At 48.4% G+C, this 26041-nt stretch carries 24 protein-coding genes; 16 read left to right on the plus strand and 8 right to left on the minus strand.

Features of this window, described 5'->3' with window-relative positions; all coding sequences use genetic code 11:
- Positions 1-14: 14 nt before the first annotated feature.
- Positions 15-1301: an AAA family ATPase gene (locus CRO08_RS05105; protein ID WP_097035310.1), complete on the plus strand. Its 1287-nt coding sequence runs from the start codon at positions 15-17 to the stop codon at positions 1299-1301.
- On the plus strand, positions 1298-1894 hold the full coding sequence (locus tag CRO08_RS05110; protein ID WP_097035311.1) for a hypothetical protein: 597 nt from the start codon (positions 1298-1300) through the stop codon (positions 1892-1894). Before CRO08_RS05105 ends, CRO08_RS05110 begins: the two co-directional genes overlap by 4 nt.
- 120 nt (positions 1895-2014) lie before the next feature.
- Here the strand turns inward: CRO08_RS05110 and CRO08_RS05115 are convergent, their stop codons facing one another.
- The 8 genes from CRO08_RS05115 to CRO08_RS05150 form a co-directional block, all read right to left on the minus strand.
- Complete coding sequence (locus CRO08_RS05115; protein WP_097035312.1) at positions 2015-2245, minus strand: hypothetical protein; 231 nt, start codon at positions 2243-2245, stop codon at positions 2015-2017.
- Positions 2246-2299: 54 nt separating this feature from the next.
- Positions 2300-2851 (minus strand): uracil-DNA glycosylase family protein, encoded by a 552-nt coding sequence (locus CRO08_RS05120; RefSeq protein ID WP_083545757.1) that lies wholly within the window; start codon positions 2849-2851, stop codon positions 2300-2302.
- A 44-nt stretch (positions 2852-2895) separates the two neighbouring features.
- Positions 2896-3312 (minus strand): hypothetical protein, encoded by a 417-nt coding sequence (locus CRO08_RS05125; RefSeq protein ID WP_097035313.1) that lies wholly within the window; start codon positions 3310-3312, stop codon positions 2896-2898.
- A 338-nt stretch (positions 3313-3650) separates the two neighbouring features.
- Positions 3651-4499, minus strand: coding sequence for an IS3 family transposase (locus CRO08_RS05130; protein WP_176495013.1), 849 nt, complete (start codon positions 4497-4499; stop codon positions 3651-3653).
- Positions 4500-4516: 17 nt separating this feature from the next.
- A complete protein-coding gene (locus tag CRO08_RS05135) occupies positions 4517-4846 on the minus strand; it encodes a transposase (RefSeq protein WP_097034692.1) in 330 nt (109 codons plus the stop codon).
- Positions 4847-4890: 44 nt separating this feature from the next.
- Positions 4891-5838, minus strand: a complete 948-nt coding sequence (locus tag CRO08_RS05140) for a caspase family protein (RefSeq protein WP_097035314.1) — start codon at positions 5836-5838, stop codon at positions 4891-4893.
- A 72-nt stretch (positions 5839-5910) separates the two neighbouring features.
- Entirely contained in the window at positions 5911-6759 is an 849-nt protein-coding gene (locus CRO08_RS05145; protein ID WP_176495013.1) for an IS3 family transposase, read from the minus strand.
- A 17-nt stretch (positions 6760-6776) separates the two neighbouring features.
- Positions 6777-7106: a transposase gene (locus CRO08_RS05150; protein WP_097034692.1), complete on the minus strand. Its 330-nt coding sequence runs from the start codon at positions 7104-7106 to the stop codon at positions 6777-6779.
- Between the two features lie 340 nt (positions 7107-7446).
- On the opposite strand from CRO08_RS05150, the gene CRO08_RS16660 reads away from it, so the two are divergent.
- The 14 genes from CRO08_RS16660 to CRO08_RS05215 all read left to right on the plus strand — a co-directional run bounded on the left by CRO08_RS16660 (position 7447) and on the right by CRO08_RS05215 (position 26038).
- Positions 7447-7626 (plus strand): hypothetical protein, encoded by a 180-nt coding sequence (locus tag CRO08_RS16660; RefSeq protein ID WP_139257692.1) that lies wholly within the window; start codon positions 7447-7449, stop codon positions 7624-7626.
- Positions 7627-7644: 18 nt separating this feature from the next.
- Entirely contained in the window at positions 7645-8178 is a 534-nt protein-coding gene (locus tag CRO08_RS16665; protein ID WP_141398243.1) for a hypothetical protein, read from the plus strand.
- Positions 8179-8180: 2 nt separating this feature from the next.
- Complete coding sequence (locus CRO08_RS05160; RefSeq protein ID WP_176495065.1) at positions 8181-8774, plus strand: FISUMP domain-containing protein; 594 nt, start codon at positions 8181-8183, stop codon at positions 8772-8774.
- A 47-nt stretch (positions 8775-8821) separates the two neighbouring features.
- Complete coding sequence (locus CRO08_RS05165) at positions 8822-8983, plus strand: LEPR-XLL domain-containing protein (RefSeq protein ID WP_097035317.1); 162 nt, start codon at positions 8822-8824, stop codon at positions 8981-8983.
- Between the two features lie 89 nt (positions 8984-9072).
- On the plus strand, positions 9073-9552 hold the full coding sequence (locus tag CRO08_RS05170; RefSeq protein ID WP_097035318.1) for a hypothetical protein: 480 nt from the start codon (positions 9073-9075) through the stop codon (positions 9550-9552).
- 44 nt (positions 9553-9596) lie between these two features.
- Positions 9597-9926 (plus strand): transposase, encoded by a 330-nt coding sequence (locus CRO08_RS05175; RefSeq protein WP_097034692.1) that lies wholly within the window; start codon positions 9597-9599, stop codon positions 9924-9926.
- 17 nt (positions 9927-9943) lie between these two features.
- On the plus strand, positions 9944-10792 hold the full coding sequence (locus CRO08_RS05180) for an IS3 family transposase (protein ID WP_176495066.1): 849 nt from the start codon (positions 9944-9946) through the stop codon (positions 10790-10792).
- A gap of 56 nt (positions 10793-10848) precedes the next feature.
- Positions 10849-14070 (plus strand): hypothetical protein, encoded by a 3222-nt coding sequence (locus CRO08_RS05185; RefSeq protein ID WP_097035320.1) that lies wholly within the window; start codon positions 10849-10851, stop codon positions 14068-14070.
- Between the two features lie 55 nt (positions 14071-14125).
- Complete coding sequence (locus tag CRO08_RS05190) at positions 14126-14455, plus strand: transposase (RefSeq protein ID WP_097034692.1); 330 nt, start codon at positions 14126-14128, stop codon at positions 14453-14455.
- 17 nt (positions 14456-14472) lie between these two features.
- Positions 14473-15321 (plus strand): IS3 family transposase, encoded by an 849-nt coding sequence (locus tag CRO08_RS05195; RefSeq protein WP_176495067.1) that lies wholly within the window; start codon positions 14473-14475, stop codon positions 15319-15321.
- Between the two features lie 165 nt (positions 15322-15486).
- Positions 15487-18645, plus strand: a complete 3159-nt coding sequence (locus CRO08_RS05200; protein WP_097035322.1) for a calcium-binding protein — start codon at positions 15487-15489, stop codon at positions 18643-18645.
- A 39-nt stretch (positions 18646-18684) separates the two neighbouring features.
- Positions 18685-19014, plus strand: coding sequence for a transposase (locus tag CRO08_RS05205; RefSeq protein WP_097034692.1), 330 nt, complete (start codon positions 18685-18687; stop codon positions 19012-19014).
- 17 nt (positions 19015-19031) lie between these two features.
- Positions 19032-19880, plus strand: a complete 849-nt coding sequence (locus CRO08_RS05210; RefSeq protein WP_176495013.1) for an IS3 family transposase — start codon at positions 19032-19034, stop codon at positions 19878-19880.
- A 56-nt stretch (positions 19881-19936) separates the two neighbouring features.
- On the plus strand, positions 19937-26038 hold the full coding sequence (locus CRO08_RS05215) for a calcium-binding protein (RefSeq protein ID WP_176495068.1): 6102 nt from the start codon (positions 19937-19939) through the stop codon (positions 26036-26038).
- Positions 26039-26041: the final 3 nt, after the last annotated feature.

Here is a 26041-nt window from a genome sequence, read left to right on the forward strand (position 1 = left end):
ATTTTGGAGCGCAAATGCTGAATTTTCTCGAAACTACAAATGTCGGGCCGATTAAGCGGCTGTCGGTTAGTTTTGCCAAGCGCCTGAATGTTCTTACTGGTGACAACGGTCTAGGCAAGACATTTTTCTTGGATACGGTCTGGTATGCCATGACCCGCAAGTGGCCCGCCGAGGTTAATCAGAATCTATTCTCGGGCCTTGTGGGTCGGCCGCAGGATCCAACTTCAGAATCCTTTATTCGGTTCAATCTGACTACTGAGCATGATAACCATGTTGATTACAAGGCCACCTTTGATCGTGCTGAACAGGGGTGGGTTGGTCAGGTAGGCAGACCCTACAATGCAGGACTTGTTATTTACGCCCTTGCTGATGGTAGTTTCTGCGTCTGGGACCCTGCTAGGAACTATTGGAGGAATGGGGCAACGGCAGACATTCAGGAACGCAGGCCTGCTTTTGTTTTTTCTTCGCGTGAAATATGGGAAGGCCAGAAGGATGGCGACAAGTCGGTCTGCAATGGCTTGCTTGCGGATATGCTTAAGTGGCAAGACCAGAAGGGTAGCGAATTTAGAATCCTTGAAAACTTGCTCGTGAATTTATCCCCGCCTGACTTCAGTTTGAAGATTTCGACACCGACGCGCCTTTCTGTTGACGATGTTCGCGATATTCCGACCATAGCCATGCCTTATGGAAATGTCCCTGTGCTCCATGCGTCTGCGGGTATTCGCCGGATTCTTGCTTTGGCTTACTGCCTTACCTGGGCCTATAGTGAACACCGCAAGGCGTCTCAACTTCGCGGGGTTCCGACAGCTTCGCAGGTGACTTTCTTGATGGACGAAGTGGAGGCCCATTTGCATCCGCGCTGGCAGAAGAAGGTTCTCAATTCAATCCTTGCTGCTATTGGTGAAATGTATGGCGAGGGGGCCGATGTGCAGGTAATAGCCTCTACACATTCGGCCCTGGTAATGACTTCGCTCGAAGATACCTTCGACAAATCGCTTGACAAGTGGTTCGATTTCGATTCTGTCGATGGTGGTGCAATCAGTTTTGAGGAGCGTCCGTTCGAGAAGATGGGCTCTTCTGATTCTTGGCTTACGAGCGAGGCTTTTGATTTGGCCTCTTCTCGTTCTCCGGAATCAGAGGCGTTGTTGAAAAAAATGAACGATGCTTTGCGCGAGGATTCGGGAGTTTCCCCAGAGCAAATCCGCAATATTTATAATGAACTTTTGCAGAAACTTTCGCCTTTGGACGAAGATTTGATCGTTATTCGACACATCTGCAAGAAGAAGGGCTTTATAGAATGATTCCTGTAAAGCCGCAAATAGAGCCTGCCGATTTTGACACAAAGGTGCGCAAGCCGGGCAATGACTGGCTACGGGCGAATCCGGGGGTGAATCCCAGCAAGTACAAAAATTTTTGGACGGCTTGTCTAGATGAGATGGCAGACCTTTATAGCCATACCTGTGCTTACTTGGCGATATCCTTTGATTCCGTATATGGAGCTGATTCGGTAGACCACTTTATTCCCAAGTCAGACCCGATAAACGGAAAGAAACTTGCCTACGAATGGAGCAACTACCGTTTTTGTTGCCTTGGCGAGAACCGTAAGAAACGGACTAAAGTACCGCCTTTGGACCCGTTTGACCCGCTTATGAAGCAGGATTCGTTCTTCATCAATTTTGCGGATGGCTCCATCTATCCCAATCCCGGTTATGATGAAACCTATAAGCAGAAATGCTGGGACACGATAGAGGTCTTGCAGCTTGACAGGCCTAATTGTCGCAAGATGCGCAAAAGTTTTTTTGAAATGTATGTTAAGGATCCTGCATCATACATTAAGTACCTACAAAAAAATGCCCCCTTTATTTATCAGGAAGTGGTGCGTCAGGGGCTGTAATGTAGCCTTATTATAAGTTACCCTATACAAAAAAAGGAATCTCCGGGCGGGGTTGGGGTGAATATGGGGGCTTTTTACCCCCATTTGGGGTGTTTGTGGCTGGAAAAATGTCTTTCTTTGTTATCTTTTTCTTAAAAAGAACGATTGATGTCCCGAATAAAGACCCGTTGAATCGCCCGCAAGTGCGAGGGCCGCCGTCTTGAAAGTCTTCGCCTCGCCGACAACCCGCACGATGTCCAGGACCTCGTTCATCTGCCCGATCTTGGAACTGGTGGTGCGCAGGGCGTTCTGCAGCGCCTTGATGATGGCGCCCTGGTCGAACTGCGGCTTTTCCTGGTTCTGTGCGGTCATGGACTGTCGGTTAGGGTGTGGTTTGGGTGGAAATAATAGTAAAACGAATTTGTGTTACGAAAATAGGTTGCCAGAATTGTTTTTGATTTCTGTTGTAATTACGGCCAATCTTTTTTCCGTATTGCCTTTTTCGCCTTTTTTTAGTTCATTACCATCAATGTCTGTTTTTATCATGAAGTTGATGTTCCGGGGAGATAAGTGAATTGATTTAATGATTATCAAATCGGGACGGTACGTCTTTTTGACAAGTTCAAGAGCTAAAAGAGCTTTTTGACCGAATGCAATTGCATATTTTGTTGTTAAAAGATCCCTGTTAAGGCGTGCAATATTGTTTGAATCTACGATTTCTTCATTGCTTGCTTCACTCCGCTCTGTTTTGCGTTTGTATTCAATTTTATCCCAGGCGTTGGTTATTCCGATTAAAGATCGTTTGAGGCGAAATCCTTGAAAGTGTAAATGTTTAAGAATAAAGTCTAGCGCTTTGCCTGTTTTACCAGCACAGGGCAGTCCCTTTTTCTCTTCAAGCCGACCAGGACAGGAGAATACGGCTGTGATTGCTGTAGAACTGTTCAAATTTTCGAAATAGGGATGATGTTTCATTTCCATTCCTTTTAAGACAGATTAGGGGCTAGTTTACTAGCCCCTATATTTTATTTCAGTAGTTCAGCGAGGATTCTTGCTTGAACATCGGGATTCATTTCGATGTACATTGTGCCACCGCGCATGAAATCGTATTTATCCTGAAGTCGGCCAAGCCATAGCCAGTTACTTTGCCTTGTTGCGTGGAATTTCCAAGCGACCTCTCTTGCGTAGCCAAGATTATCGGTCTCGCTAGGTTGCAGTATCTTAGAAGATGTTATGAAGCCGATGGCCTTGATATAAAGCCCAGCCTTGGGACTGAACGACTTAAGGAAGACGATATCCCCTATATTTATCTGGCGAAGCATTTCGTGAAACGCCGGAGCGTCCTTGCTGTCCCAGCCAATACAAGCGATGCCTTTGCTGATGAATGTTGATGTGTGGTCTTCTGTGCCGCTAGAATATGTGGCTCCAATACCATAAAACATATTTTACCTCTCTAATAAATTTAGGTATAGGTTTCTGTTAATGGAGCGAACCCTGTTCCACAATTTCGTGGTATTACAATCAGCTCACTAGCCTATCGCATAATAGAAAAAAACAGGTATGATGGCAAGGGGGTAGAAAAAAGAACCCTGCTATAGCAGGGTTCTTTTTGTCTTGTAAAGAGAATTATCCAAGCAGTATAATCAATTCGTTTGATGTCCTTGCTGAAATGTAAGTGGATTTGTAGTTTTTTTAATAGTGGGTTCATGAACAACCATATTCATTACCGGTTAAGTTAAAATATATCCTTTTTTCTTGTTAAGTGGTATACCCTTGTGGTCTAGGCAGCCTGTTTTGACAGCCTATATTCCACCGGTGTCATGTAACCGAGCGAACTATGGAGCCGTTTCCGGTTGTAGAACAGCTCGATGTACCTGAAAACGGCCTCCCGCACGTCTTCGATGTCCTTGAAGTCTCGCCTGTAGGCCATCTCCTTCTTGAAGCTTGCGAAGAAGCTTTCCATGCAGGCGTTGTCGTAGGGGCAGCCCGGGGCGCTCATCGAGGGCGTTATCCCATTCTCCGAGAGCATCGTGCGGTAGCCCATGCTGCTGTACTGCACGCCACGGTCGGAATGGAAGATTAGTCCGTCGTGATGGCCGCGTTGCATGATGGCATTGGACAACGCGCGCTTGACAAGTTCCGTGTCGATGTTCTTGCTCACGGCATAACCCACCGCCTCCTTGTTGCATAGGTCAAGTACCACGGCAAGGTACACCCAGCCAAGCGTAGTCTTGACGTAGGTGATGTCGCCGGCCCAGACGGCGTTCAGACTGTCGGGATCGAACTTCCGCTGCACCAGGTTCTCGCTGTACATGGAGTCACATTTGCCCTTGCGGTAGGGTTTCCATTTCTTGAGCGTGACCGGATAGAGACCGTTCTCGCGCATGATGCGGCGCAGTTTCCACACCTTTACCTCGTCACCCTTGTCATGGAGTGCCGCCTGCATCTTCGGGCAACCGTACACGCGGTGGTTTTCTTCGAAGGTGTCGCGGACCTTCTGGACAAGCCGTTCTTCGCGGGCCTTCTTCTCGGCACGTTTTTCCTGCTGGCGCGACCACTGGTAGTAGGAACACTGCGGTATTCCTAGGGCTCTGCACATCTTCCTGACTGAGTATTTCTTGCGGTTCACGTGTATCGCCTCGCATTTCAGTCGTGTGGTCGCATAAAGATGTGCAGGGATTTTTTTAGGATCTCTACCGTCTCCTTCTCGTCCGCAAGCTCCTTTTCACGCTTCTTCAGGAGTTTTTCCAGTTCCCTGTTCTTGGCGGCGAGTTCCTCGACGGACACCTTGCGGATTCGCCGTTCCTCGCGGTAGCTCGGCAGGTTGTGTTCCTTGCGGTACTCGTTTACCCACCGACCGACTGTATTGGGCCCGATTCCGAGTTCCTTGGCTATTTGGTTTGCTGACTTTTCGCCTTTCAGGACCAGCTTGATGACCTGTTCCCTTGTCTCGGAGCTATAGTTGATTTTTGCCATTGTTTTACCTTTTGGGGGTTGCGCAATGAATATAGTAGCTTATGCTACCCTCTTATTAAACTCCTGCATGGTCCATAAGTTTTACATTCAATCAATCCGTTATTAGGAATATTAAAACCTTTTTTCCTGAAAAATTCGATTTCGTGTGGATTCATTCGATATTTTGAACCGTCATGTTTTGTCCCATCGATATTTACTGCGCATACTTCTTTTCCCTCTCCATCGGGAAGTTCAAAAATGTGGGCGTGCTTTTGAACATTCGTAAAAGAAGATGGTTTGTCAATTCGGTATGATTTTGTTTCTCCAGGGATTCGTTTGTATGTCTGAAATTCTAACAATATCTTTTTGCCGTCATAGATAGTTTTAGGACGGTCATTATAATTTGCTTCGTTATAGAAGTCTATAAACCTTTTATGCGTGTTTACTTTTACGGCAAACGGGTATGGAGTAGATGTATTGATTTGAGGTGTCTGAATGAAGACTCCTTTACAGTTGCAGGCGACTTGCGCGCATGCATAATCAAAAGCATCTTTTACACTTAATATATCGTTAAAGGTTTTATTACAAGCCGCATCAATCATTGAACGAGAAAATAGCCCAAACTGTTGTGATTCGTCTTTACCCTCTGAAGCAGATTCTCCCTTGTTGCAAGATTGAATAAGTACGATTTCGCTTGGTATGGAATCCATTTGTTTCCACCATTTTTTTAGAATGTCCTCTTTGTTTTCTGGAGTTGATTTGCAGAAGGATTCTAGTAAAACACTTTCTACACATGGAATTCCCTTATACTTGACGACCGGGTTCTTTAAATTTTCAAGTAAGGCTTCGCCTTGTTTGCGATAGTCTGAATATTCAAAACATGTAGGTGGAGTCATTTCCGTTCTACAAGCATCAATAATAATTGTCGTTTTTACTTCAATGGATTTTAATAAAGCCATTATTTCGTTGATTGAGATGATTTGGATTTGTAGTTTTTTTAATAGTGGGTTCATGAACAACCATATTCATTACCGGTTAAGTTAAAATATATCCTTTTTTCTTGTTAAGTGGTATACCCTTGTGGTCTAGGCAGCCTGTTTTGACAGCCTATATTCCACCGGTGTCATGTAACCGAGCGAACTATGGAGCCGTTTCCGGTTGTAGAACAGCTCGATGTACCTGAAAACGGCCTCCCGCACGTCTTCGATGTCCTTGAAGTCTCGCCTGTAGGCCATCTCCTTCTTGAAGCTTGCGAAGAAGCTTTCCATGCAGGCGTTGTCGTAGGGGCAGCCCGGGGCGCTCATCGAGGGCGTTATCCCATTCTCCGAGAGCATCGTGCGGTAGCCCATGCTGCTGTACTGCACGCCACGGTCGGAATGGAAGATTAGTCCGTCGTGATGGCCGCGTTGCATGATGGCATTGGACAACGCGCGCTTGACAAGTTCCGTGTCGATGTTCTTGCTCACGGCATAACCCACCGCCTCCTTGTTGCATAGGTCAAGTACCACGGCAAGGTACACCCAGCCAAGCGTAGTCTTGACGTAGGTGATGTCGCCGGCCCAGACGGCGTTCAGACTGTCGGGATCGAACTTCCGCTGCACCAGGTTCTCGCTGTACATGGAGTCACATTTGCCCTTGCGGTAGGGTTTCCATTTCTTGAGCGTGACCGGATAGAGACCGTTCTCGCGCATGATGCGGCGCAGTTTCCACACCTTTACCTCGTCACCCTTGTCATGGAGTGCCGCCTGCATCTTCGGGCAACCGTACACGCGGTGGTTTTCTTCGAAGGTGTCGCGGACCTTCTGGACAAGCCGTTCTTCGCGGGCCTTCTTCTCGGCACGTTTTTCCTGCTGGCGCGACCACTGGTAGTAGGAACACTGCGGTATTCCTAGGGCTCTGCACATCTTCCTGACTGAGTATTTCTTGCGGTTCACGTGTATCGCCTCGCATTTCAGTCGTGTGGTCGCATAAAGATGTGCAGGGATTTTTTTAGGATCTCTACCGTCTCCTTCTCGTCCGCAAGCTCCTTTTCACGCTTCTTCAGGAGTTTTTCCAGTTCCCTGTTCTTGGCGGCGAGTTCCTCGACGGACACCTTGCGGATTCGCCGTTCCTCGCGGTAGCTCGGCAGGTTGTGTTCCTTGCGGTACTCGTTTACCCACCGACCGACTGTATTGGGCCCGATTCCGAGTTCCTTGGCTATTTGGTTTGCTGACTTTTCGCCTTTCAGGACCAGCTTGATGACCTGTTCCCTTGTCTCGGAGCTATAGTTGATTTTTGCCATTGTTTTACCTTTTGGGGGTTGCGCAATGAATATAGTAGCTTATGCTACCCTCTTATTAAACTCCTGCATGGTCCAAAATGGCTTTTCTTCTTTTTGTCATAAAAAACTCCTTTTCATGTATGAGAATCTGTAATGATTTCCTAATGAGAAAGATGTCTTTTTATTGGTGTAAATCCAATAACTTTATTCGAAAAAACTTTGCAGTGTGACGTGTGTCACGCTAATTGAAAAATGAATACGGTTATAATACGCCCACGTTTCAGCGGTATACAAAAAAATCGGACCTCGGGGCGGGGTGTGGGGTGAAAAGGAGGGCGTTTTACCCTCTTTTGGGGTGTTTGTGGCTGGAAAAACGCCCATCTTTATTATCTTTTTCTTAAAAATAAGAACAGATTTTGTTCCTATGAATGAATCGGATGTAAAAGTAAAAGGGCCTGGTCCCTATTCGATTGAGCGGTTGAAACCGCGATTTATGGTGGATGCCCTGTCCATCGGGATTCTGATTTCGAAAAAAGTTTAATAACAGGAGTACCAAAAGATGAACAAGTTCAAGACACTACTTTTCTTAGCCGTGTTTGGCGGAATAGGCCTTTGGGGCTGTGACGATTCGTCGTCGGCAAGTGAAGGCAACAACGAAACATCCGCTGTTGAATCGTCTTCAAGCGTAAAGGACTCTGATTCCACCGAAGAGTCTTCCTCTTCGATAGATAAAAAGTCGTCTGGCAATGAATCTATGGAAAAAGACAAGTCTTCCAGTAGTGCCAAGGGATCTGAACCTGTCGAAGTATCAAGTAGTTCCGCAAAAGAAACAAAGGACTCGTCCGATTCCAAGAGCTCCAGTTCTGTAAAGACTAGTGATTCTTCTAGTAGTAACAAGGATAAGTCCAGTTCGTCGGAGAACTCGTCATCAAGCAATAAGCAAAGTAGTAGTTCCGTAAAGTCTTCCAGTTCTTTCGTGAAACAATCATCTTCGTCAGTAGCTTCAAGTAGTAGTTTTGTAAGATGGGGCGATCTTCCCCGAATTTTTCGTATGGTGAATTTGAATATGAACAGCGTATATACAAGTATCTGACTGTGACAGGAAAAGATACTAATAATAAAGCGGCAACAATCGATGTTATGGCAGAGAATTTGAATGTTGGCGAAATGGTTGATGGCGATAAGGACCAAAATAACGATTCCAAGATAGAACGATATTGTTATGACAATGATACGACGAACTGTGTGAAGTATGGTGGGCTTTACCAGTGGGCGGAGATGATGAACCTTCCGTTCGAATGCAATAGTAAGAGCTGTGCCGACTCCATTAAGCCGAATCATCAGGGAATTTGCCCAGATGGTTGGCGTTTGCTTACATACAATGACTTTTATATTGTAGTTCACGCAGATGGAAATGATGCGGGTGTGAAAGGTGTTAGATCAACGGGTTTTGGCGGCCTTAACTATACAGGGTATAGCTTGATCGGTGCGGGGTATCTTTGGAATTATGGGTTTAAGAACTTGAACGAAACTACATATTGGCATTATCCAGAAGAGGCTATAAGAGGTGGTGACATCAATGTGAAATCGTTCTCTGGTCGGCAAAATAACACATCTACTGCTATAACATCTCAAGATGCAAATAAGACACATGGTTTTTCTGTTCGTTGTGTAAAAATAAGTAAATGAACAGGTAAGAGAACTCTTTAATCACAATATGTCAAAGGGCCTGAAGAATGACTAAAAAGAATAATAAAAAGAGAATCGGCGAATTTAACTACAAAATCGAACAACTCGAACCTCGCATGATGATGAATGCTGACGTTGTTTTAGATGACCTTGAGGACAATATATCCAGTATTTCAACAACAGTTGAAAGGAAGATGCCCCAAAGTTAGTTGAAATTTCTGCAACCAAAAAGAAAAAGGTGGTCTCCAACTTGTAAATTTGGTTCAGCAAAAAAACACCAAGCAAGAGGATAACCACCATGATGAAAAGTACAAAAAGAACCCCCAAACTGTCAATCGTCCGCCGCGAAGAAATCGACATTTCGACCAGTGTCGGGGTGGTTCTGGCCGACCTTGCCGAACAGGGGAAAAGCTGCCTTGACGCGCTGTCGAGGGAGATGGGCGCAAGGCTCGTGGAGGCGATACTCCTGGCCGAAAGGGAACAGCTCGGCGGTGCAGCATACCACCCCAGGAAGGGCTTCAAGAAGTGGTCCAGCCAGGGTGGTTCCGTGTACATCGCGGGTGGCAAGGCGAAGGTGCGCGTACCCAGGCTCAGGGACGAAAACGGCGAGGTCAAATCGCGTATCTACGCCCGTCTGAAAGACCCCGACGCGTTCTCCGAGCACCTGCTGCACGCATGCCTCTCAGGCCTGTCCGGGAGGCGTTACGAGGATGTGTTCTCGACTGCCGGGGAGGCGTTCGGCGTAAGTGGACCATGCAGGAGTTTAATAAGAGGGTAGCATAAGCTACTATATTCATTGCGCAACCCCCAAAAGGTAAAACAATGGCAAAAATCAACTATAGCTCCGAGACAAGGGAACAGGTCATCAAGCTGGTCCTGAAAGGCGAAAAGTCAGCAAACCAAATAGCCAAGGAACTCGGAATCGGGCCCAATACAGTCGGTCGGTGGGTAAACGAGTACCGCAAGGAACACAACCTGCCGAGCTACCGCGAGGAACGGCGAATCCGCAAGGTGTCCGTCGAGGAACTCGCCGCCAAGAACAGGGAACTGGAAAAACTCCTGAAGAAGCGTGAAAAGGAGCTTGCGGACGAGAAGGAGACGGTAGAGATCCTAAAAAAATCCCTGCACATCTTTATGCGACCACACGACTGAAATGCGAGGCGATACACGTGAACCGCAAGAAATACTCAGTCAGGAAGATGTGCAGAGCCCTAGGAATACCGCAGTGTTCCTACTACCAGTGGTCGCGCCAGCAGGAAAAACGTGCCGAGAAGAAGGCCCGCGAAGAACGGCTTGTCCAGAAGGTCCGCGACACCTTCGAAGAAAACCACCGCGTGTACGGTTGCCCGAAGATGCTGGCGGCACTCCAAGACAAGGGTGTCGAGGTAAAGGTGTGGAAACTGCGCCGCATCATGCGCGAGAACGGGCTCTATCCAGTCACACTCAGGAAGTGGAAACCCTACCGCAAGGGCAAATGCGACGCCATGTACAGCGAGAACCTGGTGCAGCGGAAGTTCGATCCCGACAGTCTGAACGCCGTCTGGGCCGGCGACATCACCTACGTCAAGACTACGCTTGGCTGGGTGTACCTTGCCGTGGTACTTGACCTATGCAACAAGGAGGCGGTGGGTTATGCCGTGAGCAAGAACATCGACACGGAACTTGTCAAGCGCGCGTTGTCCAATGCCATCATGCAACGCGGCCATCACGACGGACTAATCTTCCATTCCGACCGTGGCGTGCAGTACAGCAGCATGGGCTACCGCACGATGCTCTCGGAGAATGGGATAACGCCCTCGATGAGCGCCCCGGGCTGCCCCTACGACAACGCCTGCATGGAAAGCTTCTTCGCAAGCTTCAAGAAGGAGATGGCCTACAGGCGAGACTTCAAGGACATCGAAGACGTGCGGGAGGCCGTTTTCAGGTACATCGAGCTGTTCTACAACCGGAAACGGCTCCATAGTTCGCTCGGTTACATGACACCGGTGGAATATAGGCTGTCAAAACAGGCTGCCTAGACCACAAGGGTATACCACTTAACAAGAAAAAAGGATATATTTTAACTTAACCGGTAATGAATATGGTTGTTCATGAACCCACTATTAAAAAAACTACAAATCCATATCTTAATGATTTTGGTTTGACAAGTACACAGGGTAAAGAAATTTTTAAGTTAAAATACAACAATGAACTACAGCAAATAGGCATAGAATTCAATGTTCGAAAAGCTTTTAGTTCTGTTCATAAATTTAATTTCGGTAATGGCTCAACAGGTATAAGCGGTGATGCCGATTTGAAGGTCTCAGGAGGGTTTTGGTTTGAACTTTCTGCGAATATGGATTCCTCCTTTGACTTTGTTTTGGGTGATGTAATAAAATTTGGCGCTGATATTGATATAGTTGGAGAAAAACTTTCGTTTAATTTGGGAATTGATGCTGCGGGTGATTCTGCAACTCAATCAGAAATAGCAGTTCTGCTGAAAGACTTAATTACGGTTGGTTCCAACAATAACGATGCGTTTATTTTTGGAAATGCCGCATTGATTGGAAAATTTGGTGATGAAGGAGTGTCTCTAACAACCTGGAAGAAAAATGGAACTGCTGCTGATTTAAATCCTAATTGCGTCATTCCAATGGTCGTTTGTAGCAAATTGCCCATAAGTGTTTGTGGTTATTCTCTTGGCGATGTGTTGTTTGGCAAGTGGATGAACGGTGGTATTGTCAATGCCGCAAATGTTGAATCGGCAAAAGCCTATAAGTCCCAGATAGAGCAGTATTGTAGCGATTGGTTATCAGGAATAACACCTGTCGCTATCGGAGAGGCTGTAAAAGTAGTTTATGATTCTTCTAGGACGAGTAATCAAAATGATTCAGGATGTTCCTTAAGACTGAAAGAATCTGACTCTGCAAACAATGGCGATTTTGTCGTTGATTTCAGCAGAGTGTATTCTAAAATGGAGGAAATCTTAAGTGGTGATTTTGATTGGTTTGACAAGATAAAATTAGCCATAACGGGCCTGAATCGTCTGCTAGACACCATGGAATCAAGCATTAACGGTGGCATGATGAGCGATTTGGTCAATGTGCCTGTAGTTGGCGAAACATTGAGCTCAGGAGTCGATTTCTTGAGTGATCTTAAACAGAAAATTCTTGAGCCATTCTCAAATTTTGTTTATGAATCAACCGGCATGACGGCTCAAATGGTTGCTCAAAAATTGAGTGAGCTTTTAGATGGTTATCTGATTATTTTGGGTACAAGTGCACCATCTATTAATGTGTCTTCCGGTGAAGAAATATGGAAAAACGACATAAGTGACAACCTTTTATACCGACAGGGAAATGAATTTGCGGAATGGTTCTTTAGGTTAGGCGGAGATTACTCCTTTGGCTCCAATATTGGATTTGACCTTGGATATCCTGGACTCGGATTGGAAGCGGAAGGTGGATTAAACCTTAGTTTGTCCTGGTCGCTTGAATTTGGCTTTGGTGTGTCAAAGGAGAAAGGTTTCTATTTCATCTTCGGCGAAGGTGACGAAGTAAGTGCCAAGGTTTCGGGTCTTTTTGAAGATGAATCGAATGTTCTCGGCAAAATGGCCGGATTGGGCATGATGCTGGAACTTGATTCGGATGATGGCGTTGAGATTAATTTTGGCCTGAATTTCGAGGATGGAGTGTCAAATTACAGTGCCTATGAATCGGCCTTTGGCACAATGGTAATAGCTGATACATCAAAGAAACTTGTTGGGGTTGACCTTTCCCAGGCAATGGGAGTGCTTCCTCAATTTAGTTTTACCGCCAACGCAGATATTGAAACAAAAATTACTGTTGGCGTTTTGAAAGATGTCAAGTCGTCAGATACGCCAAAATTCCCGAACATTGAAGGACAATTTGAATTTAAGTGGACCGATGGTGAAATAGAAAAGCTTGGCTTTAATAGTTTTAAATTGGACATGGGCTCATTTATCGGTGGAGTACTTGGACCCATTGTATCGAAAATACAAAAAGTTGTTGAGCCACTGAAACCTTTAATTGATTTCTTGACAACGCCGTTCCCAGTACTTGATGACCTTGGCATTGAAATTACCCCACTAAGCCTTGCAAAGGAATTCAGCAAGGGTAAATTTGATGATAGTATGGTATATGCTATTAAAGATTTGATCGCCCTAAGTGAAAAAATTTCCGCATTTGGCTCAAAAAATTTGAAGATTGATTTGGGCAGTTTAGCTTTGTTTGGTGATGAGGGAGACCCTGATGAAGCAGAAAAATTCTTAAAAGGTGAAAAATCAAGTTCTGAATTTGGCAAATTACTTGATGATGCGAATAATGGATATTTATCGTCATTGGATAGCGTGAGGAGTGATGCGTCTTCGGCCCTTTCTGGTAACGGTTTGCAGGTCGGAGATGGTTCCTGGAAATTTATCTGGGATGAACCGACTAATATCTTTAAACTGTTGCTTGGTCAGGACATTGATTTGGTCCATTATGATATGCCCAAGCTCAGTTTTGACTTTGACTGGGATACTTTCATTCGTATTTGGGCACCGCTCGGCGTTCGTCTAGGAGTCAGTTTCAATGCTAGTATAGACCTTGCTTTTGGCTATGACACTCTTGGTATTCGCCAGTGGATAGGCAGTGACTATAAGGACTATAGTCGATTGTTAAACGGATTCTATGTAGATGATCTTGATGAAAAGGGTAATGATAAAAATGAGCTCTCTTTCTATGGTGGGTTAAAAGCATCTGCCGAACTGAATGCTGGCGTTAGTGCCGGTGTTGGCGGCGGTGTTGGCATCAATGTCGGGTTTAATCTTTTTGATCCGAACAAGGATGGCAAACTTCGCCTGAACGAAATTGAACGCGTGTTCAAGGAAGAAGGCCTTTTCGGCATGTTCGATGTAAATGGAGCCATTACAGCCAAGTTGTATGCCTACCTTGATTTACTGTTCTATACCAAGAAGTGGAACATTACGGACGACATCACCCTATTTGAATTTAATTATGAACATCATTTAAGCCCTGTAATGATTTCAAAGTCGGGTGATGATGTCGTTGCAAATATTGGTTCTAATGCATCGAGCCGTGTAGCGACCAATGATTTGAATAAAACTTTGGATGATGGTGATGAAATACTAGAATTAGATGTTAATGGTAGCGAAGTCTTTGATAAATATGGGCATTCAGAAAAGGTTGATGGAAGGCTTATCATCAATGCCGAAAAGGGGAATGATAAGATATATATTAAGTTAGCTGAAGAAGATGATGTTGAAGCAGCAGATTTGGACCATGCAGGAGTTTAATAAGAGGGTAGCATAAGCTACTATATTCATTGCGCAACCCCCAAAAGGTAAAACAATGGCAAAAATCAACTATAGCTCCGAGACAAGGGAACAGGTCATCAAGCTGGTCCTGAAAGGCGAAAAGTCAGCAAACCAAATAGCCAAGGAACTCGGAATCGGGCCCAATACAGTCGGTCGGTGGGTAAACGAGTACCGCAAGGAACACAACCTGCCGAGCTACCGCGAGGAACGGCGAATCCGCAAGGTGTCCGTCGAGGAACTCGCCGCCAAGAACAGGGAACTGGAAAAACTCCTGAAGAAGCGTGAAAAGGAGCTTGCGGACGAGAAGGAGACGGTAGAGATCCTAAAAAAATCCCTGCACATCTTTATGCGACCACACGACTGAAATGCGAGGCGATACACGTGAACCGCAAGAAATACTCAGTCAGGAAGATGTGCAGAGCCCTAGGAATACCGCAGTGTTCCTACTACCAGTGGTCGCGCCAGCAGGAAAAACGTGCCGAGAAGAAGGCCCGCGAAGAACGGCTTGTCCAGAAGGTCCGCGACACCTTCGAAGAAAACCACCGCGTGTACGGTTGCCCGAAGATGCAGGCGGCACTCCATGACAAGGGTGACGAGGTAAAGGTGTGGAAACTGCGCCGCATCATGCGCGAGAACGGTCTCTATCCGGTCACGCTCAAGAAATGGAAACCCTACCGCAAGGGCAAATGTGACTCCATGTACAGCGAGAACCTGGTGCAGCGGAAGTTCGATCCCGACAGTCTGAACGCCGTCTGGGCCGGCGACATCACCTACGTCAAGACTACGCTTGGCTGGGTGTACCTTGCCGTGGTACTTGACCTATGCAACAAGGAGGCGGTGGGTTATGCCGTGAGCAAGAACATCGACACGGAACTTGTCAAGCGCGCGTTGTCCAATGCCATCATGCAACGCGGCCATCACGACGGACTAATCTTCCATTCCGACCGCGGCGTGCAGTACAGTAGCATGGGTTACCGCACGATGCTCTCGGAGAACGGGATAACGCCCTCGATGAGCGCACCGGGCTGCCCCTACGACAACGCCTGCATGGAAAGCTTCTTCGCAAGCTTCAAGAAGGAGATGGCCTACAGGCGTGACTTCAAGGACATCGAAGACGTGCGGGAGGCCGCTTTCAGGTATATCGAGCTGTTCTACAACCGGAAACGGCTCCATAGTTCGCTGGGATACATGACTCCGGTTGAATATAGGCTGTCAAAACAGGCTGCCTAGACCACAAGGGTATACCACTTAACAAGAAAAAAGGATATATTTAACTTAACCGGTAATGAATATGGTTGTTCATGAACCCACTATTAAAAAAACTACAAATCCAGTTTTGATATCGAAATCAATGGCGGCGATGGGGACGATTACATTGACCTTTCTGGATTGCAAATGGCAAGTAATCGCACCGTATTTATATGGGGTGGTGCCGGCAACGACACTATCATCGGTGCTGATGGCTTGAACATAATTTTTGGCGATATTGGGACAGTTCGCAAGGATGACGATAAATATATTATTGAAGCGAATGTTGACCCTGGTGTTGCCGGGAACGATATAATTTTAGGGGGCTCCAAGAAGGATATTATCTTCGGTGGCGCCGGAGATGACCAAATTGATGGCGGTGCTGGCGCTGATTTTATTTTCGGCGATGGTGGCCGTTACGATGAAACGGGCTCCATTCCCCAAATTGATAGGACCGATATTAGCCTAGATGGCGGTAAGGATACGCTCATAGGTGGCGATGGCGATGATGTAATCTATGGTGGTGGCGGTGACGACCATATCGATGGTGGTAAAGACAAGGATGAAATTTATGGCGAAAAAGGCCATGACCGCATTATGGGTGGTTCGGATGACGATACTATCCATGGTGGCGAAGGCATGGATATTGTCTTTGGTGACAGAATAAATAATACCCCGCTGGATCTTGCTGCGCCCTTTGCCGTTGGCATGTCTGCTGATAAAAAAACTGCTGCATTTAGCCAGGAATTTATTGATGCTCAGTTCAAGAACGGAACGTCAGCTTCTGAGGATGAGTTTAAGATAAAGTTAGTTGACGAATTGAATAACCCAGTAAAATATGCCCAAGAAATTAAAGCTGCTATAAACGATGATAATAATGATGATTTTGCTGATTATTCTTCCGATTTAAAAACGAATGGTTCCGATATCATCTACGGCGACGACGGTAACGACCTTCTCTTCGGCGATGACGGCAGTGATACAAATGAAAATGGAGGAACCGATAAGATTTATGGCGGTATCGGCAACGATATCATCGATGGTGATGGCGGCAACGACACCATCGAAGGTGGCATCGATAACGACTTGATTTATGGCGGTGCCGGTGACGACATTATTGACGGTGGTGCCGGTAACGATATGCTGTACGGCGATAACGGCGTAAGGGATTATGTAGTTAAGGCGGATGACAAAACTGTTAATGCGGACAAGGTGGATAATGCGAATGGGACCGACAAAATCGTTTTCGGCGATAATCTTGGCTTGCATGGCGAATTATATGCCAATGCAGAGGTAAAACCCGATGCCAATGGGGGTAATGACAAAATAACTACTGGCCCGGGCATGGACTTCGTTGATGGTCAGGGCGGTAGCGACAAGATTACCGTTAAGTTGATGGGCGACAGTACCACGAATTACACCAATGTGACTGATTCGGGGTTGGATGGTTCCGATACACTTGTTGTTGAAGGCACGGAAAGTATTGACCGCTTGCTGTTGCGTCAGAATGAAAAACAAAATTTAGGCTTTGTTGCACTTCTGCCAATTACAGAAAATGATTTTGACTCTGAAATTAGCGAGACTGTAAAAAAGAATCTCAATTCCAACATTGAACGTGTGAACTACACCCAGGGAGTCGAAGTCCTGAATGTTAACGCAAATGGCGGCGATGACCAGGTGTATATCGATGGAACCGCGCAAACGACCAATGTTGATGGCGGTGCAGGGGCCGATAAATTCTATGTTGGACAACTCTACAATTCTGACAGGGTTCCCGGCACTTCGGCCAATATCCAACCTGTTGATGAATTCAATGCGACAAAGACGAACGAAGAGTCGTACCTAAGCGATGGTGTATCCAGTGGAACAAAACTCAATATTGAAGGTGGCTCCGGTGCCGATGAATTTGTTGCATTGAACAATGTGGGCGCGCTTAGTATGTCCGGTGGCCGTGGCGACGACACCTTCAGTGTATACTCTTTCCGCAAGGAAGATGGGGTAACTCCGTTTGACCGTGGTGCAATGACCATTGACGGCGGAAAAGATACGGATACGCTGAATGTTCGTGGAACCGATGCCGAGGATGTATTCGTCGTGACTAAGGAGGGCATGCTGAGTGACCTTGTTGCCATCAAGGCTGCCGGTGTCGAAAGTACTCAGTTCGATGCCGCTGCCGGTGACGATATGTTCTATGTCGTGGGCAACAAGTCTACCGATGTGACAGAACTTAATGGCGGTAAGGGCAACGATACCTTTAGCATGGGCGGTCTCGACAAGGAATACACACTCCGAAGCGCCAATACTGACGGTCAGACTGTTGATGTCAAGTATGAATTCGTTGATGCAAATGGTGTAGCCGATACGAGCAAGGAATCCTTGACGGAAAGTTTTACTGTCGTTGATTCCGATAGTGCGCCTGCCGTTTTCATCGTTGAAAACAAAGGAACTCAAAACCAACCTGACTTTGAAATACAAGAATCCTATGAAGTGTTTCTTTCAAGTGAAAATGCTGCTCCGGTGTCCTTCTTTGTTGGGTGTGCCGGACTTCAAAATAACCAAACTCTTGATGTGACGATAAGCGCGCCTGTTCCCTCAACGGTGGACTCCAATCGTGGAGACAGGGGCTTCCTTGTAGGATATAGGAAAAATGCGGGAGGTGGCATTGAGTGGGGAGAGACCATAACGGTCCATCCGACAAATAATACCCCTGTAGAAGTCTTTGTAAAGGCTCTTCAAGATGATTTAATCGAAGAAGGCGTTCGTAAGGCTATCGCAATTTCGAGTACATGGAACAATGGTTCCGCCAAGAATGTCTTGACGAAATCCGTGACTTCCGTGGGACTTGTATTTGCTGGAGAAAACAGAGACGGCGATGTTGTCGCGGGAAGACCGCTAGTCCGTACCGAAGAATTCATTATTGGTGCAAGCAACGAGTTCAAGGTGAATTCCATCTATGTGCCACAGCCCGATTCAAATGAAGCTGCTGCAAACCAGGTCCTTTCTTTCTATGTGGACGGAGTAAAGCAAAATTGGTCAACTAGTGATTATAATTTATCCGGCAATGTAGTAACGATCAACCCGAATCTTTTACAAGCGGAAAAAACACTTACAATATGTGTGCGTTCAAATGTTCTCCGTGTTGACGATTCCAAGGTGTACCTTGCTTACGAGGACATGGATATAGATTCGATTACAATCGGCAAAAAAACTGTTTGTGAATATACAGAAGGTTGTGATAGATACTATGAACTCAATGGTAATGTAATTACGTGGACCATGCAGGAGTTTAATAAGAGGGTAGCATAAGCTACTATATTCATTGCGCAACCCCCAAAAGGTAAAACAATGGCAAAAATCAACTATAGCTCCGAGACAAGGGAACAGGTCATCAAGCTGGTCCTGAAAGGCGAAAAGTCAGCAAACCAAATAGCCAAGGAACTCGGAATCGGGCCCAATACAGTCGGTCGGTGGGTAAACGAGTACCGCAAGGAACACAACCTGCCGAGCTACCGCGAGGAACGGCGAATCCGCAAGGTGTCCGTCGAGGAACTCGCCGCCAAGAACAGGGAACTGGAAAAACTCCTGAAGAAGCGTGAAAAGGAGCTTGCGGACGAGAAGGAGACGGTAGAGATCCTAAAAAAATCCCTGCACATCTTTATGCGACCACACGACTGAAATGCGAGGCGATACACGTGAACCGCAAGAAATACTCAGTCAGGAAGATGTGCAGAGCCCTAGGAATACCGCAGTGTTCCTACTACCAGTGGTCGCGCCAGCAGGAAAAACGTGCCGAGAAGAAGGCCCGCGAAGAACGGCTTGTCCAGAAGGTCCGCGACACCTTCGAAGAAAACCACCGCGTGTACGGTTGCCCGAAGATGCAGGCGGCACTCCATGACAAGGGTGACGAGGTAAAGGTGTGGAAACTGCGCCGCATCATGCGCGAGAACGGTCTCTATCCGGTCACGCTCAAGAAATGGAAACCCTACCGCAAGGGCAAATGTGACTCCATGTACAGCGAGAACCTGGTGCAGCGGAAGTTCGATCCCGACAGTCTGAACGCCGTCTGGGCCGGCGACATCACCTACGTCAAGACTACGCTTGGCTGGGTGTACCTTGCCGTGGTACTTGACCTATGCAACAAGGAGGCGGTGGGTTATGCCGTGAGCAAGAACATCGACACGGAACTTGTCAAGCGCGCGTTGTCCAATGCCATCATGCAACGCGGCCATCACGACGGACTAATCTTCCATTCCGACCGTGGCGTGCAGTACAGCAGCATGGGCTACCGCACGATGCTCTCGGAGAATGGGATAACGCCCTCGATGAGCGCCCCGGGCTGCCCCTACGACAACGCCTGCATGGAAAGCTTCTTCGCAAGCTTCAAGAAGGAGATGGCCTACAGGCGAGACTTCAAGGACATCGAAGACGTGCGGGAGGCCGTTTTCAGGTACATCGAGCTGTTCTACAACCGGAAACGGCTCCATAGTTCGCTCGGTTACATGACACCGGTGGAATATAGGCTGTCAAAACAGGCTGCCTAGACCACAAGGGTATACCACTTAACAAGAAAAAAGGATATATTTTAACTTAACCGGTAATGAATATGGTTGTTCATGAACCCACTATTAAAAAAACTACAAATCCAACGTTCTACAACGGCATTACAAGACAACCGATGACAGTTCATGATGCAGTGATTGTGAATGCGAGTTTGCCGAATAGCTACGATTGGGAAAACTTTGAACAAACAACCCCGAATGCGTCTAGTTTGTCGAGCGACTTGCTGAATATTTTTGAGCACAATTCTGTATTGTCCGAATCTGGAAGGAGTGATTTTACAAGCACTTCTTACAATGTTGAATACAAAGGCCAGTTGTCTGATGGTCAAACCGTATATGTAAAAATTACTCCGACCCAGCTGTTGGCAAATTCGGAAGCCATTGCGGAAAGCAAGCGTCTGGTCGTTTCATGTTCCGGCTTTAGTTCCCAGGCTGATGGCTCCATTATTGTAAGTTTCGATAGTGAGAATAAGAGTCGTTCCATTACCGTAACTGCAGTTCCCGATAACGCTTTGGATGATTATGGAGTCACCAAAGTGGGTGAAAAAGACAAAAAAATCAATGATATTGATGGTGCCGTATACGCTTATGGTTACGGCAAGAGCATGATGCTTGATACCGGCAACCCGGCCATGCTTAATTACAAGCATGTTGTTGAGGGGCAAAGCGGCATGCAGCAGGCCTCGAACTTTAATGAACTGAACAATTTTGACGAAGGTAAGTTGTTCAGTCTCCAGGTTGTCGATGGCGTTGCAAAGATAGACTTCTCTTCGTTATCCGAAGAACAGGCCGCTGTCTTGAATAGTGTCATTGAGACAGAATGGAATGAAAACTTGTCTGATTCGCAGATATTGTCCCTGTTCTACCACAAGACTTTCAAGTGGGTCAACCAGACGACAAAGAATGTCGGAACAACTAAGGAGCCCGTTAATCAAATTGAGTCCACGGTTGCAGACAAGTGGTTTAGAATTGAGAATGCTTCTTACGATTCAAGTTCGCATATATTAACCCTTGTCTTGAACGAGCCTGTTGTTTTGCCTACTGGTGGTGTTAACTTTGCCCTGATTTCGGGCAATAGGGATTCCCTGTTTGTTGACGAGATGGCGTCTGTGGACCGCTTGTTTGTAAATAACCAGCAGGATAGTGTTGATGCCCGTGCATCGCTTACTGGGTTTGTGAATAACAATAGGAATGAAGCCGAAAAGAATGTTGATGCCTATGACTCGCATGCTGTTCGCTTTACCCATACGGAACTTGAAGCGTTCCCCGAAAAGCAACTTGCCGAAAATGATGATCCTTTGATGATGCAGAGCGGCATCACTGCGGCGCAGATGGAATATGCCGAATACAATCTGGGTAAGGGCAAGGATACTGTTGATATCAACAAGACGCTCTACCGAGAAGATGCTTACAGGACATACACGGTAGTGAATACGGGTAATGTTGCAGAAGATTCGACTGCCGGGTTTGGGGCTCATCTTGGTGATGCGGAAATCGCTGCTGAAAATGCCGCTAACGGTGCTTCGTTCAATGATGGCGTTTACCATTACGGCTTAACGCCTATTGCAAACAATGGTGTTAATGTTGTTCGCGAAGAATCTGACACCAAAGTTTACTATGTCGAAGCGATAATCAAGAAGCAAGATGTTCCCCCTGCTGAAGCCGATAATTTTGTTACCCAGCGTCGCGAGGTAAAGGGCTCGTTCTCGAACCAGTATGGTTTCGATATCGAATATGATTTTATCCTTGCCGAAGGTGAATATATAGACGGTTTCCGTTTCTATCAGGCGGAGTTCGATGACGATATCAAGGTGAATAGCTACCAGGCGGACCATACAGGAAGCTTGATTTGTTCCGGGACAATTTCTTCACAGCAGCCTGAGCTGAACCAGGGTGTTGTTACATACAGCTATATAATAGATTCGGATGATTCGAGTTTGTTCGTGTCTCGGAAGGATGCGTTTGATTCGCACAAGGCTACAGCCGACAACATCCACAAGGATGCGCCGAACGGCTACGAGTTCACCATGTTCGTGGATGCCACGCTGAGCGACGGCAGCGTTCAGCGCCGTGCCGTTTCTGAACTGACCAGTAGTTCGTTCTCGATTTCACGGGACTTTACCTTGACAGCGGGAATTTCGATTGTATCGCTCAAGTTCGCCTATGGCTACGAGGGCGACGGCCAGCTGGTCATCAACGCGCAGTCGGGCCACGACAGGATTGACGCTTCGAGTACGGATGTGACCCGCAACGATATGGTCGCATTTGGCGGCCTCGGTGATGACCACATTACCATGAACAAGGGCGGTATAGCTTTCGGCGATCGTGGCCAGGTACTTTACGATAATGGCCAGGTGAACGGCGTAGATGTTGGTGATACGGTGCTCGGCTCTACGGTTAACAACATTGATACCGAAAATCCCGCGTTCATTGACGACTATACTACTGGAATCGGCAAGACTCCGGGACGCACGGCCGACGAGAAGGGAAATCCCGTGCACCGTCTGCAGACGGACGGCGTGAACCGCGATGCCTACAGGATTCAGTCGGTAGATGCCGAAAATGGTGGCACCGACATGATTAAGGTCGGTGGCACGAATAGTGTCGTTGTCGGCGGTGCTGAGAATGATGTAATAGTTATCGGTGGCGACAAGAACGTTGCCCTGGGCGACAATGGCCGCGTGAAATACAATAACGCCGGAAATGACGAAGCCGTTTATGGCGACAAGCTTGGCCTCGGCATGCATATTGTCGAAACGACCAACGACAGTATTGGCGGGGTAGATAACATCGTTATTGCGGGCGACAAGAATGTTGCCATGGGTGGTGCCGAGGGTGATTCTATCCGCATCACGGGGGCAGACAATGTGGCTATCGGCGACGGCGGCCGCTATACAATCGAGGAAACTCGTCTGTATGCCGAAAGCAAGAGCGAACAGCATGGTGGTCAGGACTTTATCAGCACGGGTGACGGCAAGAATGCCGTCATCGGTGGAACCGACGATGACGTAATCCGCACGGGTGCGGGTAACGATGCCATTGTTGGCGATGGTGGCAAGGTCATTATGGACACCGACCGCAATGCGCTGATGGTCTCCAACGAGGGTTACAATGTTGGAACCGACCTGGGAACGGCCGGTGCCGATGACATTGACGCTGGCAACGGTGACAATGTGGTGTTCGGCGGCCTTGATGGTGACGATATCCGTACCGGGACAGGGAAGGATGTCGTGTTCGGCGACAATGGCTTTGCGACCTTCAGGGGCAACGCCGCTGAAGCGGAAGAACAGGTGACCGATACGCAGAGCATTCCCGAGACCCGCACCGAGGCGACGCTCTCGTTCAACTTCATGGGTGCATCGCAGACGGGGCTTTCGTCGGAAGATGTTGCGGGTGCGGCAGATTTCGCGAAGGCGAACTGGAACAATGTGGGCGGGAGCCTTGCCGGGACTTACGGCAATGATGACCGCGAGATTGTGCGCTTTGACGACAACACCCGCGCAAGCGCCGTGAGCGTGAGCTACGGCGGCATCGAGAGCCACCGCAATACGAGCACCGACAACCGCATCAACCTGCAGGCCTACGGCCATAACCTCTCGAACGCCTCTACCGATGCCGATGCGGCGCTCATGAACAGCGGCTACATGACTACCGCCCCGGGCAACCAGTGCGACAACAAGCTCGAAGTCGCCGTGGATGGCCTTGCGCAGTACTTTACCGACTATCACGTGGCCGTTTACCTTGACATGCCCGACGCGAACTCCTGGGAAGGCCAGAGCATCCGCAAGGTGAGCCTCTACATAGGCAGTTCGGCCACGGCGTACGCAAGCTACTACGTGAACGACTGCGCCGGTTCCAACTTCAACGGCACCTACAGGCGTTCCGAATATACCAGCGCCGAGGACATCCTGGCGGACCTCGCGCACAATGCGGCGGTTCTCTCTGGAGAATTGACTGGCGATGATGCCGTGCTGATAGACACCACGGGCAACTACGTGGTGTTCGAGGTTCCTGCGGGTGTTGCCGCGGACAGCTTCCGCGTGATTATCGAGGACGGCTACACGCTCGACAACATCAACGGCAAGGACATTCCGGGCATAGCCGCCATCCAGGTGAAGGGAACCCTCCACGCGCAGGATGTGGCCGCCTCTACCGACATTGCCCATGGCGGAGCCGACACGGTTTACACTTCCGGTGGCGATGACATCGTGGTGGGCGGCACGGGTGGCGACACCTTGACGACCTACGGCGACGAGCGCTACGGCATCTACGACAACGATGTTGTGTTCGGCGACAACGCCAAGATGGTGCTTACCGACCGCGACAGTTCGGAGGCCACGGCCTCTACGCTCTCGCTTGCCGAGTCGCTTGATTCACGCACGGTGGCGGGCGACTACAACGACCATATATACACGGGTAACGGCAACGATGTCGTGGTAGGCGGCCAGGGGGCCGACCACATCGAATCCGGCGCGACAGCCGCCGCCGAAGCGATGCTCGACGGAATCCAGGTTGCTTCGTTCAACTTTACCCGCGAGAACGCGACCGCAAGCGAGATGGTTGGGGAGACGGCGGGTGTTGTCGCGGATAACGACTGGACGAACCTCTACATAAAGAACAACGGCCTGCATGTCGTTGGCGAGAACTACACCAACGACCCCGTGACGCACGATGGCATTGGCATTTCGCTGGTTGCCTACGATACTGCCGTGGGCAACGGGACGCAGAACTCGAGCCTGATGCCGAAGGACGACGCCCAGCTTGACGGCGACACCTCGAATTCCAAGCTGTTCAACGCCTACTATGCTGCCCAACAGCAGCAGGAAATCAAGCTCACGCTTACGAACCTTGATTCCTTCGCGGACGGTGCACCCTGCGACGTGTATGTGTACCTCGGCGGCGACCAGCAGAACACGGACATCTACAACTACCTGTTCGATGTATGGGGTCACCAGGTGGGCGGTGCTACGCCCGACCAGCACTACTATCTGAACGACTGGACGGGTAGCCATTTCGACGGCGACTACCGCCTTGTGGAATGCGCGACCGCCCCGACTGCCGATGAACTGCTCTCGCAGGTTGCGCCCGACATGAGCCTGGTTGGAAACTACGTGGTGTTCCGCGGCGTAAGCTCCGCTACCTTCGAGGTGCGAATCAGGAACCTGTTCACTGACACGAACCAGTGGCCGCTGAACCTGCCCGTGATAACCGCCGTGCAGGTGGTGGCGGGCACGAACCGCGAAGAGGATATCGCCGTGGGCGGCGACCACGACAAGGACCTGGTCTTTGGTGACGACGCCCGCGTGACATTCGATATCGACGCTCCGTTCGCCCGCAACGAGAACCTGGCCGACTACGCGAACCGAGCCATCGAGGCCGAGAGCATACATTATGACGGCGCGGCCGTGGAAATCCCGCTGGACGAGAACAACGAACCTGTCGAGACGGGCGACACCATCTTGACGGGCAAGGACCGCGACGTGATTGTCGGCGGCGACTTCGGCGATACGATTACCATGGGCGATGGCGACGATGTGGCCCTTGGCGACAACGCCTCGATAATCCTCGAACACAACAACCCCGTGGGCGTGTTCGCCCCCAGCGTGGAAATCATGCTGGAACAGCACACGGTGACGACATCGACGCCCGAGGTGTTCCTGGGCAACAACGATACCGATGCCGGGGATATCCAAGACAAGTTCGAGAACGGGGGAGTGCCTGGTGTCACCCCGGAAACATCTGCGAATGGGGATACCGATTTTTACGCGGATGTCACGAACAAGGATTGGGTCCTGCAGCAGGAGGCGACCCCTGGCAAGATTTCACGCATTGTGGACGTTTCCAGTGCGCAGGTGATTACCTTTGCCGAGGGCGAAACGGTGCTGCTGGTAAGCGACACCTGGCCCGGCAAGGACAATCCGTGGTGGAACCCGAACATCGTGTTGATTTCTGATGGTCAGGGCCATAGCGTCCCCGCCCTTGCATGGGAATGGGACGTGAACGGCACTACCATGACGGCTACCACGCAATCGGGCTATTACTTCACCGTAGATATACCCGACACACCCAATGGCGATAACCGCTACGAAATCCGCGTGACTGCACTCACCGCAGGCACCGCCGTCATTTCTATCGGGTAGTTT

It is taken from the genome of Fibrobacter sp. UWT3 (genome assembly GCF_900230125.1).
Classification (GTDB): Bacteria; Fibrobacterota; Fibrobacteria; order Fibrobacterales; family Fibrobacteraceae; genus Fibrobacter.